Raw genomic sequence first — 13251 nt, 5'->3', positions numbered from 1 at the left:
GATGCTCGAAGTTCCAGCATCAGCTATGATGATTTGGACATCAACTGATACGTCCAGCATGCTGACTGGCTCGTCGGCGACTACCAATTCGGGCTCTATAGCGAGTGGATGAAAACTCTGCGGTTTATGGATATGCTCGTTATTTGTTCTCCCTCATTGTTCCGGCAACTAGACTGGATGGGTTTTGCACCAACCTTCACGCCGCCAGCATCGACGTCTCGACCAGCTTTACCCAGTAGCCGATGCCGTAAGGTATGGCTTCATCGTTGAAGTCAAAGGCAGGGTTATGCACGTCGGCAGTCGAGCCATTCCCAATATAAATATAAGCTCCGGGCCGCGCCTCCAGCATATACGCGAAATCTTCCGCTCCCATTGTAGGTTTGAGCCGGTCGGTCACTGCATCGTGGCCCACAATGTCGCGCGCGGCCTTAATCGCCAGACTAGTTTCTTCCGGGTGATTGACGGTGACGGGCTCCAGACGGTGGTACTTGAAGTCGATACTGCCGCCAAAGGCGCGCGCAATTCCGTTCGCGGACTCGCAGATCTGTCGTTGGGCAAAATCGCGCAGTGTGGGTGAGAGAGCTCTAACAGTCCCAGATATCTGAGCGTGTTCTGGAATGCTGTTATAGCCCTCCCCAGCGCGCAACTGGGTAACGGAGACGACGAGCGACTCGAGCGGGTCCGTGTTGCGCGAAACGACACTTTGCAGCCCAACGATGATCTGCGCTGCAATAACGATGGGATCGATTACCCTTTGGGGATACGCCGCATGGCCGCCGCGGCCCTTCACAAAAATGTCGAACTCGTCAACCGAGGCCAACGCGAGGCCGGGGCAAATCCCGAATTTGCCTATCTCCATTCCCGGCGTGCAATGCATGCCATAAACCTTTGAGATGCTGAACCGGTCCATGATACCTTCCTGGACCATTCTGTGGCCGCCTATGCCCGCTTCTTCCGCGGGCTGAAAGATCAAGGCAACGGACCCCTTGAAGTTGCGAGTCTTCGCAAGGTATTTGGCGGCGCCCAGCAGCATCGCCGTATGACCATCGTGGCCGCATCCGTGCATCTTGCCGGGTATGGTCGACGACCAGGGCTTGTTCGAGTTTTCAAGTATTGGCAGGGCGTCCATGTCCGCTCTCAACCCAATCGTAGGTCCGTCTCCGCCTTCGCCCTGGATTAGCGCAACAATACCGGTCTCAGCGATCCCCGTCTCGATATGGTTGATACCGAAAGAGGCCAGCTTCTCGGCCACGAACCTAGCCGTGTTGTTTTCCTCATAGCCGAGTTCGGGGTTTTCGTGCAGGTAACGACGCCACTCGGTTACTTCATTCTGCAGTTCCCGGAAGGCCTTAATGCTGCTCATGTGAACCTGTCTCTGTTGGGATCTTCGTACTGTTTCATTGGCCGATGTTCCTAAAAAGCGACCTGCCAAGGGCGGCGCTCGCGAAGCAAATTTACGCGAACTCCATTCAGGTGAGACTAGCTTGCGCGATTAGGCTTGTATTGACACGTTCGGTCAGTTTCTTGACATATGCCGCCATATCGGCGCTGAATTGGGTGAAGACGAACCACAGTTTCGCCTAATTCACTTCCGCGAAAGCCGTGGTAAGCGCTCAGGCAACGTCTGCCGAGAACATCTCGCTCGAGCAATGCGCGACGCCGTCATCTCATAGCCATGCAGCCGCTCGGCGGCAAGCACTTGGGCCCTCGATCAGCGCACAAGCGAGCACCAACGTGCAGGCCCGCCTGGTCGGCCAGCGTCGACACGCCAGCTAAGGGCGGGCGGCGAAACCCCGCTCCCGCACTGACTAACTAGGCTTCGTGGACAAAGCTTGACGCTAGACTCGGTCGCTGATTCAAGGCTGTCTTTTGGAGGCAGCGTTGGGCGAGCGGATTGGTGTATCGGACGAGGAATGGGCACTGATCGGGCCGCTGCTGCCAGCAGAGCGGGGTCGAGGGTGCCGTCCGGCGCAGGATAATCGGCGCTATTTCGAAGGCATGATGTGGATGGCCCGAACCGGGGCGCAATGGCGTCATCTGCCTGATGAATATGGCAAGTGGAACAGCGTCTTCCGCCGATACCGGCGATGGGTCGCGACGGGGGTGTTCGATGCGCTGCTCGAAACGCTCGCCGAGATGGTGGAACGCGATGCCACCGCCGACATGATCGATAGCACCGTTGTCCGGGCACATCATTGTGCAGTCGGCATAAAAGGGGACTCAGGAAACTGAGGCGCTTGGCCGATCGCGCGGCGGCTTCACCACCAAACTCCATGCGCGGTGCGACGGAAAAGGCCGACCTCTCGGCTTCGTCCTGACACCTGGCCAGGCGCATGATATTCAAGGCTTCGGCCCGCTGTTTCGAATGATCGCCGACCGTATCGAGGCGCTCCTGGCGGACAAGGGTTATGACTCCGACGCTATCCGCGAAGAGATCGCCAAAGCCGGCGTCCAAGCGGTCATCCCCGCCAAAAGCAACCGCCGCGCCCCCATCCCGCATGATCGCGAGAAATACCGTTGGCGCAACCTCGTCGAACGCCTGTTTAACAAGCTGAAGAATTGGCGCCGTATTGCCACACGCTACGACAAGACCAAGGAATCCTATCTTGGCTTCGTGGCGCTCGCCTCAATCAAACTATGGCTGCCCTTTGTCCACGAAGCCTAGGGCCCCCAGAGGTAGTCCGTTCTCCCCTCCCCAGCACTTGGCCTAACAGCCTGGACCCAAGCCTCGTGACTTGCTGCTCCGGACTTGCAGCTGCGAACTTCTTCCTGGGCTACTACGGTCATCATCACGAAACAGCGTGCCGCACGTCGTCGTACTGATGTCTGTCGCCATCTTTCCTTCGACGGACGTTTCATGGCTCCCCCGTTCTGTCGTCGACCATCGTCGCGATTTGACCGCCAAATCACCTCCGCACCGGCCTGCTCGGCTGCGATACTCATTGGGCGCCGGATCACTGCAAACTTTCGGCCCTTTTTGCAGGAATAGGGACTGGCTCCCGCGCTACGCTCTCCAATGCGGAATTGGCGAACAGCGAAGGCATAACCGAAGTACCTAATGGCTGGAGGCCGCGGGGTGCATGGCCAAGTTGTTTGCAGCACAAACCAAATACGGAACTCGTGGCTCGACGTGCCCGAAGCGCAAACCCAGGGAAAGGTCATCATGTTACCGGAGCTCACTTCACCGGCCGCGGGGTTAAGAGCAACGCTTTGCATGCATCCTAGCCAAATAGAGGCTTTGCGCCGTCTGAAGCGCAACTCGAGTATGCAAGACAGGCCTGTCAGGGCGGCTGAAGCTGCTCATCAGAATGGGACTGCGGTAGTCGGTTCAGATGGAAGATGATCGGCGCTCTAGCGTTACGTCGTGCCGAGGATATGCTTAGGGCGCACGGCCGTAAGCCGAAGGGATTTGGCGATTGCGGGGCCCCTTTCAATTCCTTGAGGTCACTTTGCGTGGCAGGACTGGTCGAGCACTCAATCTCATAGATAAAAGCGCAAGGCTAAGAGAAAATGAAAAAGACGGCAGGCGCAGATGCGGATTTAAGTTCGCCGCCAGCGACACTTGCGCCCCTCAGAAACCGGACCTTTCGTTCGATTTGGCTAGCCACGCAGGTCTCCAGCCTTGGTTGGCTCATGCAGACGGTTGCCATCAGCTGGCTGATGGCAACGATATCGACTTCCGATCTGATGGTTGCGCTGGTGCAGACTTCCTCGAACCTGCCCGCTTTCATTTTGTCCGTCTTTGCCGGGGCCCTGGCCGACAATTTCAGCCGTCGCAGGGTCATGTTCGCCGGCCGGTGCATTATGGTGATTGCATCTGCCATGCTGACCGCCTTTGTGGCGCTGGGCTTTGTCGACCCGTGGATGATCCTCGGCTTCAGCTTTGTAATTGCAGGCGGCGGTGCTCTCAACGATCCCGCCTGGCAAGCCTCGGTTGGCGATATCGTGGAGCGACGCGATGTTCCCGCTGCCGTTACCCTGCTCGCCGTCGGCTTCAACACTGTCCGGACCATGGGCCCGGCGCTCGGCGGCATCGTGGTTGCCTCGTTTGGGCTGGTGACGGCTCTCGCCGTGACCACACTCGGCTATCTGGTCCCTTTGGCCACCATATGGCGCTGCAAATGGAAGGTTCGCTCCTCACCTCTCCCGCGTGAGTCGATGAGGACAGCGATCTATGACGGGCTGCGCTTCACGGCGATGTCATCAGAAATCAAGGCTGCGATTGCGCGCGGGACCCTCTTTGGCCTGGCGAGCATCGCCATACTCGCGCTGCTGCCGCTGGTCGTTCGAGATCAGTTGGGAGCAGGCCCCATCGCCTATGGCACCCTCATGGCTGGCTTCGGGACAGGCGCCGTCTTCGCCGGCATCTCCAACAGCCTGTTCAGACGGAGCTTGTCACAAGAACGGCTGATGATTCTTGCGTGCGTCGCCTGCGCTGCATGCTCCCTTTCCCTCGCGCTGACCTCTTCGCTTGCGGTGGCGGCAATTGCACTGGCCTTGGGCGGCGCGGGTTGGGTCACCGCCTGGTCCGGGGTCGGCGTGAGCGTGCAGCTGGCGAGCCCGCGCTGGGTCGTGGGGCGCACCATCTCGATCTATTATGCGTTGATAGACGGCGGCATCGCGGCGGGCAGTTGGGTATGGGGCACCGTGGCCCAGAACTATTCCCTGAGCTTGGCGCTGGAGGGCTCCGCTGCAGCCCTGCTGCTGGTCGCTGCAGCCGGTGTCGTCTTTCCGCTTCGCGAGCGCCACGACTCTGAACCCGATTCTTTGGATGAATTCGACGCGCCAGCAGTCGCCCTCAATATCAGGCCGAGAAGCGGTCCCATCGTGTTCAAGGTGGATTATCAAATACCTGAAGAAAATCTTGAGGCGTTCCTGGAACTCATGCGCGAACGCCGGCATGTACACACCCGCGTCGGGGCTCGGCACTGGACGCTCCAGCGCAACCTTCAGAAGCCTATGCAGTGGACGGAAACATTCCGCACGCCGACCTGGACCGACTACCTTCGCCTGAACCATCGTCTCACGGAAGCAGACAAGGAACTGGACAAACGTGTGCTCCAACTGCATGCGGGAGAGCTCCCACCTCAAATGACGCTTTGCATCGACCGACCAACAACCCCCACCCGCAAGCCCGAGCAATCAGCAGCTTACTTTCTCCACCGTTGACCTCTAGCAGGCTGTTGAAAAAGGGCTCGCGACAGTCTCAGGTTCGTGATTCACTCTGACCACGAAGAGGTGGGAGTGAATCGTGCGGGGCGGTGACGGACAGACGGGCGAACTGTTCAGCTACGTGGACCTCGAGGCTCGGGTGCGGCGCGATCATCCGTTGCGCCGTATTCGGGCGATTGTGAATGAGGCGCTTTCGGCGTTGGAGCGGGAGTTTGCGGCGCTGTACTCGCCGATTGGGCGGCCGTCGATCCCACCGGAGAAGCTGCTGCGTGCGATGCTGCTGCAGGCGTTCTACTCGATCCGCTCGGAGCGGCTGTTGATGGAGCGGCTGGAATACGACCTTCTGTTCCGCTGGTTCGTCGGGATTGGCGTCGACGATGCGGCCTGGGATCATTCGGTGTTCTCCAAGAACCGTGACCGGCTGCTGGAGGGCGACATCGCTGCAAAGTTCCTGGCGGCGGTGCTGGCGCAACCCAAGGTGAAGAAGCTTCTGTCGACGGATCACTTCTCGGTCGACGGCACACTGATCGAGGCGTGGGCATCGATGAAGAGCGTCAAACCGAAGGACGGCCCAAGCGGTGGTCATGGCGAGCCGCCGGCTGAAGGGGGCGGGCGAAACGCGGAAGCGGACTTCCATGGCCACAAGCGATCCAACGACACACATGCCTCGACCACCGATCCGGATGCCCGGCTCTATCGCAAAGGGCGGGGCAAGGAGGCGAAGCTCTGCTTCATGGGGCATGGGCTGATGGAGAACCGCCATGGCCTTCTGGTCGACGCCTGCCTGACGTTTGCCGACGGGCATGCTGAGCGGGTGGCCGCACTGCACATGATCGAACCGCGAGCGGAGCGGCCACAGGCGATCACACTCGGTGCCGACAAGGCCTATGACGCGCAAGACTTCATCAATGAGCTGCGTTCGATGAAGGTGACGCCGCATGTGGCGCAGAACACCAGCGGCCGGAGTTCGGCGATCGACGGGCGCACGACGCGGCATGGCGGCTATGCTGTCAGTCAGCGTATTCGCAAGCGCATTGAAGAGGCGTTCGGGTGGATCAAGACGGTCGCCGGACAGGCGAAGACGAAGTTGCGTGGCCGCGACCGCGTCGGATGGGCCTTCACCTTCAACGCCGCCGCCTACAATCTCGTGCGGTTGCCGAAGCTGCTGGCGGTGCCGACATGACCGCGCCCGCGGGCTGTCAACTGATCGGCCGCTGGCGGATCATCGAAGCTGACCTGTGGGATCGCGGCTATCTCGACCTCGGCGGACCCGCCACGGTCACCATTGGGGCCGACAACCACGGTGAGATCGCCTTTGGCGCCCTGCTAGCCGGCCTCGATCTCGGGTACGGGCCGTCAATGGTCTTCTTCACATGGGCCGGCTTCGATGAGATGGACGAAGTTACCGGCGACGGCTCCGCAGAATTGCTCGACGACGGCTCGATCGACATCACCTTCGCCTATCAGAACGGCGACGAGGCTATCCTCAAGGCCAAACGTGATCCTTCTTCAACAGCCTGCTAGATGGCGTCTTATTCATGACGCATCTGGGTTTGTTTGCCGCTGAGTGGTGGACAGGTGGCGGCGCGGCGTCTTTTTCACCGCGGCTGTGTCTGGACTTGTGAACGCGCTGGAGGGTGGAAGCTGTATGGTTCGGCGGGGCCTGCTGCCCCGGCGGTCATGGTCCTGCCGGTAGCAGATTGCTGGCGAGCGCCCGGAACAGACTTGCCTCGGGACAGGCGGCGGCGAAGGCCAGACGGATGCGCGAGACGGTTTCGATGACGCGAGCGCCGAGCTTGAGCAGCCTGAGCCGCAGCGTAGCGAACTCGGCGTTGCGCAGATGATGGGTCGTGGGCACCGCCTCGCGCAGGGTGAGCATCAACCAGTATGCGGCGGTGTGCAGGACAAGACGGACCTGGTTGGCAATCGGTGAGCGGCAGGAGGTGCGGTCGGAGGCGAGCTGGCTCTTGTGCATCTTGATCAGGTTTCGGCCTGGCCGCGGGCGCAGTAGATCACGTCGTAGATATGCTCGGCGGAGCCTTTGTCGAGCGCGGATGCGGCGCACGAGGCGGCGCAGATAGCCGCGGATCTCCTCGCCCGTCGGGGTCTTGCCGGGGCGCAGGATCATGGCGACCGGGCGGCCGGTGGCGGCGTCATAGACATGGATCGGCAGGAAGCAACGTTCGTCGTAGTAGGCGTTGAAGAGCCACAGCTGCTGATGGCCGTGAACGACATCGAGCGTATCGTCGACGTCGAGCGTGACGCTTTTCGGCGGCGCGGCTAGCTCGACAGCCACAGATCGACCAGCACGCGGCCGAGCCGGATGACGGTCCTGATGTCGGGCAGGTTCTCCAGCCGCGAACACGTCGGCTGCGAGCACAGGTCGAGCCCGCTATCGGGCAACCGTCCGCAGGCGAGCTTGAAGGCTGGATCGGTGCGCAGCCGGTTGAGATCGTTGGCATCCTCATAACCGCAGGCGATGGCGAAGATGCGGGCGCGCAGGATGTCGGCCATGGCGTGCGTCACGCGCGCTCGATCACGTGGATCGTGGATCGCAGCCGCAAGCCGGTCGGCCAGTCGCAAACGCCGTTCGGCGGCCGCCAGAAGCATGACGCCGTCATCCGATGTGATGCGGCCGCCGTCAAACGCAGCAGCTGTGATCTTCTTGCGTCCGACGGCTGGAAAAGACAGCGGCAGCAACGTATCCTCGGTCATGGCGGGTGTGGCTCGCGAGATGCGGTGGAAGGGTTGGCCTAAGCAACCGAATCCTACGCCAAATCAATCGCTTAAGCTACATCCGCCGTAACCGGGGCAGATTACCGGGCGGTGGGGGTTTGCAGGCGCGTGCGTTCGTGATTCACCCTTTGCGTGACGCTACCACCGACTGATTCGCTTGAAGGCCTGTCGCTCGCGGACCTCCGCGGGCTGGTTTCTGCGCTGATCGGCGAAGTGCGCGGTCTTCAAGGCCGGGTCGAGAGCCTTGAGATCGAGAACCAGGCGCTACGCGCCGAGAACCAGACCCTGAAGGATGAGATCGCCCGGCTGAAGGACCTGCCGCCGCGTCCCCCGGTCAAGCCGACCAAGCCATCGGGCATGGAGAAGGCGACGCAGCCGACATCTGGCAAGGGCAAGCGCCGCCGGCGCGGCGCCAAGCGCGACGGCGGTCGCGTGAGCCGCGAGGTGACGGTTGCGGTGAGCGCTCCTGCGGGCTCTCGCTTCAAGGGGTATGAGACGATCCTGGTGCGCGATCTGGCGTTGTCGGCCGAGGTGGTGCGCTATCGCCGCGAGCGCTGGGTGACACCGACCGGCGAAACGATGGTGGCGCCCTTGCCGGCGGGGATCATCGGCGGCTGGGGCGCGAACCTGCGCCGCTTCATTCTGGCCTGTCACATTCAAGGCCAGGTGACGACGGAGCGGTTGACGGCGTTGTTGACCGGGATCGGGGTCGACATTTCGAAGCGCCAGGTGGTGCGGCTGATTTCGGAGGGCCTGGAGGCCTTCGCGGCGGAGGACCGTGACGTGCTGCGCGCCGGGCTGGCTACGGCGCCCTGGATCACCGTCGATGATACGTCGGCGCGCCACGCCCACCAGGACGGCTACACCACCCAGATCGGCGATCGCCGCTTCACCGCGTTCCGCACCGGACGATCGAAGTCACGGGAGGCGTTCCTGGCGACGCTGCGTGCCGGGCACAGCGATTACTTCATCAACGAAAGAGGCCCGCCCAATATGCGCGGCCGCAACCTCGCCGGTCCGGTGATCGCGCGGCTGGCGGCTGCGCCGCACAAGGCATTTGCCGACAGCGCCGCATGGCAGGCGCATCTGGCCGCACTCGGCCTCGACCAGCTCGCGGTTGAGCCCAACCCAGTCAGGATCGCCACCGAAGGGGCGATGTGGGGAGCGATCCGCCACCACGGCTTTCTCGGCGATACCGTGGTCGTATCCGATGATGCCGGCCAGTTCCGCATCGGCGACCATGCTCTGTGCTGGGTCCACGCCGAGCGGCTCGTCCACAAATTGATACCCGTGACCCCGGATCAACGTCAGGCCGTCGACATCATGCGCCAGTTGATCTGGTGGTTCTATCGCGACCTCAAGAGCTACCAGCGTGCTCCTTGTCCGCGCCGCGCGGCGGCCCTGCGCGCCCGCTTCGAGCGCCTGTTCAAACGACGAACCGGCTACGTCATGCTCGACCGGCTTCTTGCCAGGCTGCATCGCCGCAAGCATGAACTCCTGCGCGTTCTCGATCGTCCCGAGATCCCACTCCACACCAATGGTTCGGAAAACGACATCCGCGCCTTCGTCACCAAGCGCAAGATCTCCGGCGGAACCGTCAGTGAGGCAGGCAAGAACGCCCGCGACGTCCTGCTCGGCCTGATGAAGACCTGCATCAAGCTCGACGTCTCATTCTTCCGCTATCTCGGCGACCGCCTCGCCATACCAACACAAGAGTCGATTCCGCCGCTCCCGGATCTCGTTAGGCAAGCCGCTCAAGCCTGACTGCCCGGTAATCTGCCCCGGTTACGGGACTAGCGTGAATTCGCCGCGGTTCCCGGCATGTATCACGTCAAATCCACCAGTTGAAAAATATACAAAAATATATTTTCAAATATATTTTTGTATATCTCTCCAATTCTTGCTATCTAAATATCAATGGCATAACGCCTTTGACATAAAATAAGCAGATATATTATTAAATATACCCTGCTCCTCTTGCCTTAGACACCATATGAGGTATCTACAGACCCAGGCCTTCCACTCAACTTCACATTCAAAGGAACATCGTCATGCCTGAACCCGAACGCTTTGTGTGGCAGAAACTTCGTCGCCATTTCAACACCGATGATTTGACGGCTCTCGTGAGCTCACGCTGGAAGTTTAACGCACATCTCCTGCCGGATCTTCAATCCCTTATTGAGGACCTAATCGCACCTCGGTCCCCTGAGCTCTTGGGCTTCCACCAAATGTACGAGTTTTTGCCGATGAAGCTGTCAGACTTGACCACTTCCGAGGGAGAACACGTCGTGCGGCTGGCGCCCGTGCAGCGTCAGGACATCGACATTGGCGAAGATGAGCCATATCCTTCGATTAACAACGGTATTTGGCTGATAACGATCGACGACGGCACGCCTGCAGCAATCATGCTGTCGAAGTTGCTTACCTGCCATGGGCCAATGGTCCAGGTCGAAATAGGTCATATGCCTAATGAGCTGGGTCATGCCTTCGCTAAGCACTTTCTGCGCACAATTGAGGCCCAGGGCAAGAGCTCCAGATATTATCGCAACAAGGCTGTATCTTTTGAGTCCAGTGGAGGGTTTGGGGGCACGCAGGAAACAATGCGGGTGCACAAGCTTCCTGCTGTAAGCCGGAACGACGTAGTGCTTTCCAAGGCGACTATGGCCCAGCTCGATACGCACATCTTCGATTTTGTTAAATGCCGGGAGGAGTTGAAGCGCCTCGGCCAATCGGGGCGCAAGGGTATTCTTCTCCACGGACATCCTGGCACCGGCAAGACCCATGTCGTCCACTATATTGCTGCCAACCTGCCCGAGCACACCACAGTTCTGGTCACGGCTGAGCAGATGCTGAATATGGAGCCATACTTCGCGCTGGCTCGCGTCCTGCAGCCATGCATCATGGTGATTGAGGATGTGGATCTGGTTGGCCGTTCGCGCGAAGATATTTCTGGTCAAATGGCAGAAACCCGCCTGAACCGTCTGTTGAACGAGTTGGATGGACTTGGCGTAGATTCAGACATCCTCATCATCATGACCACGAATCGGCTGAACTCCCTCGAGGGGGCGCTCGCCTCGCGCTCGGGCCGCGTAGATGTGGCCCTCGAGATTCCTCTCCCTGATGACGATTGCCGCGAGCGGTTGATCGAGCAGTACGGTCATGCGCTGAACTTCCAGGGCGAAGCTTTGGCCGAAGCCGTAGCCCGTTCAAGGGGCGGCAGCGCGGCTTATGTCAAGGAGATGGTGCGCCGTCTCACGCAACGAAGCGTTGCGCGAGGCGGCAGCCTCAGTGTCTCACGCGAGGATGTGAAGGTGGTCTTCGCCGACGCTGAAGCAGTACTCAACCCCCTCAAGAGGGATGAGGAAACGGTAAGGAGACACATCGTCGAGGAAGACGATTGCGATTGCTGACGCTTGCAAGGCGTCCAACGCGTTATGCTGGCACCTTCCTTGCCGGTATGAGAAGCCGAGGAAGCGGGCGCGTTTCGGCGCTCTGCTTCCACGCGATGTTCCGCCACATCTCAGTATCCGCCCGGTTCGCCTCCAACGCAGTGCGGAATTTCGTCTGCATGATCGCATGCCGGAGCTGGAGAAGGAGATTTCAATTGAAGATGCATAAGAGGACCTCTGAGGGCACCGTAACGTTAACCGGGCATCGATCAAAATGTGGGATGGCGGCATGACCAGATTTTCCCGTGATCCTCTTTATCGTCGCCACCGATTTCCGGCGCAGGTGATTGCCCATGCCGTTTGGCTCTATTTCCGGTTTCCGCTCGGCCTGCGGATGGTCGAGGATATGCTGGCAGCTCGTGGCGTCATCGTCTCTCACCAGACCGTGCGACTTTGGGCTGAGAAATTTGGCAGACACTTTGCCAATGATATCCGGAAGCGATCGGCCGGCAAGCTCGGCGACAAATGGCATCTCGATGAGGTTGTCATCACCATCGGTGGAAAGAAACACTGGCTTTGGCGCGCCGTTGATCAGGACGGGTTTGTTCTCGACGTGTTGGTGCAAAGCCGTCGCAATGCCAAGGCGGCAAAGCGCTTGATGCGAAAGCTTCTGAAAGGGCAAGGCCGTTCGCCGCGTGTGATGATCACCGACAAGCTTCGATCCTACGGTGCGGCGAAGCGGGAGATCATGCCAGGCGTCGAGCATCGCTCGCACAAGGGCCTGAACAATCGGGCGGAGAACTCTCATCAACCCGTCCGACGGCGGGAGAGGGTCATGAAGCGCTTCAAGTCAGCGCGACATCTTCAGCGTTTCGTTTCCGTCCACGACCCGATCGCCAACCTCTTTAACGTTCCCCGCCACGATATTCCATCCACCCACCATCGAGAACTGCGAGCAACTGCCATGCAAGCATGGCGCCAAATCGCCCGCCTTCACGCCGAATGAACCAAAGCCTCACTCCCAGATCTTGTTTTCACAGCGTTAAGTTTACGGTGCCGACTGTTCCTGCGGTTCGTCGCAAAACGCGCGGAAAAGAAGGTGGCGGTGATCACGCTGGCCGATCTGACTGCCGGTGAGGTGGCTGCCTTCCTCGCTCACACCGAGCACGATCGCGGCAGCACGATCGGCACGCGCAACTGCAGGCTTGCCGCGATCCGCAGCTTCTTCAACTTCGTCGCGACCAAGGATCCCGCATCGATCGCTCAGTGCGTGGAAATCCTTCACATTCCGGTCAAGCGGGCGCCGATATCAGAACCCTGTTATCTGGACCCGGCGGAGGTGGCAGCGATCCTTGCCAAGCCAGACCGCTCCACGCTCGAAGGCATGCGTGATCACGCGCTGCTCTCGTTCCTCTACAACAGCGGGGCACGGATACAGGAGGCTCTCGAGCTGTGTCCCAAGGCGATCCGGTTCGATAGCCCAAGTTGCGTTCGCCTTACCGGCAAGGGCCGCAAGGAACGGATCTGCCCACTCTGGCCGGAAACCGTGCTGTTGCTAAAAAGGCTGCTGGAGCGACAGCCGCGTACATCGGACCAGCGGCTGTTCGTCAATCGGTATGGCGCGCCGCTCAGCGCATCCGGCGTTCGGTTCAAGCTTGCGGCCTATGTGAAGGCGGCGGCCGAAACCTCGCCAACGTTACGGATTAAGCATGTGACGCCCCACAGCTTCCGGCACGCCACCGCTGTCCACCTCGTCTCGGCGGGCGTCGACATTACCGTCATCCGCAGTTGGCTTGGTCATGTGAGCCTCGACACCACCAATCACTACGCCAGGGCCAATCTGGAAACGAAGCGAAAGGCGCTGGAACAGGTCAGCGTTCCGGAACCGGCACGGCATCCCCCGTCATGGAAGCGGGATACGAGCTTGCTCGCCTGGCTCGACACGCTCTGAAAT

General features: G+C 60.2%; 7 protein-coding genes and 3 pseudogenes. 8 read left to right on the top strand and 2 right to left on the bottom strand.

Translation table 11 applies throughout. The features are described from left to right. Window positions 1-196: 196 nt before the first annotated feature. Window positions 197-1363, bottom strand: coding sequence for a M20 aminoacylase family protein (locus ACZYHG_RS34505; protein WP_464614926.1), 1167 nt, complete (start codon window positions 1361-1363; stop codon window positions 197-199). Window positions 1364-1893: 530 nt separating this feature from the next. On the opposite strand from ACZYHG_RS34505, the pseudogene ACZYHG_RS34500 reads away from it, so the two are divergent. The 4 genes and pseudogenes from ACZYHG_RS34500 to ACZYHG_RS34485 all read left to right on the top strand — a co-directional run bounded on the left by ACZYHG_RS34500 (window position 1894) and on the right by ACZYHG_RS34485 (window position 6696). Next, window positions 1894-2665, top strand: a pseudogene (locus ACZYHG_RS34500) (IS5 family transposase). Window positions 2666-3510: 845 nt separating this feature from the next. Beyond that, window positions 3511-5169, top strand: a complete 1659-nt coding sequence (locus tag ACZYHG_RS34495; RefSeq protein ID WP_464614925.1) for an MFS transporter — start codon at window positions 3511-3513, stop codon at window positions 5167-5169. A gap of 82 nt (window positions 5170-5251) precedes the next feature. Then, on the top strand, window positions 5252-6355 hold the full coding sequence (locus ACZYHG_RS34490) for an IS5 family transposase (protein WP_258580758.1): 1104 nt from the start codon (window positions 5252-5254) through the stop codon (window positions 6353-6355). Beyond that, a complete protein-coding gene (locus ACZYHG_RS34485; RefSeq protein ID WP_258580592.1) occupies window positions 6352-6696 on the top strand; it encodes a hypothetical protein in 345 nt (114 codons plus the stop codon). Before ACZYHG_RS34490 ends, ACZYHG_RS34485 begins: the two co-directional genes overlap by 4 nt. A gap of 154 nt (window positions 6697-6850) precedes the next feature. Here the strand turns inward: ACZYHG_RS34485 and ACZYHG_RS34480 are convergent. Beyond that, window positions 6851-7887, bottom strand: a pseudogene (locus ACZYHG_RS34480) (IS1380 family transposase). A 153-nt stretch (window positions 7888-8040) separates the two neighbouring features. Here ACZYHG_RS34480 and ACZYHG_RS34475 point away from each other — a divergent pair. The 4 genes and pseudogenes from ACZYHG_RS34475 to ACZYHG_RS34460 form a co-directional block, all read left to right on the top strand. Further along, window positions 8041-9672, top strand: a complete 1632-nt coding sequence (locus ACZYHG_RS34475) for an IS66 family transposase (RefSeq protein WP_464614924.1) — start codon at window positions 8041-8043, stop codon at window positions 9670-9672. A gap of 287 nt (window positions 9673-9959) precedes the next feature. Then, window positions 9960-11318, top strand: a complete 1359-nt coding sequence (locus ACZYHG_RS34470) for an AAA family ATPase (RefSeq protein WP_464614923.1) — start codon at window positions 9960-9962, stop codon at window positions 11316-11318. A 268-nt stretch (window positions 11319-11586) separates the two neighbouring features. Beyond that, complete coding sequence (locus tag ACZYHG_RS34465) at window positions 11587-12303, top strand: IS6 family transposase (protein ID WP_258580770.1); 717 nt, start codon at window positions 11587-11589, stop codon at window positions 12301-12303. A gap of 51 nt (window positions 12304-12354) precedes the next feature. Then, window positions 12355-13248: pseudogene (locus ACZYHG_RS34460) on the top strand (tyrosine-type recombinase/integrase); the annotation flags it as partial. Between the last annotated feature and the right edge of the window lie 3 nt (window positions 13249-13251).

The organism is Mesorhizobium subarcticum, assembly GCF_055456085.1.
Note: the sequence above shows the minus strand (reverse complement) of the source record. Positions and strands in the feature narration are given on the sequence as shown.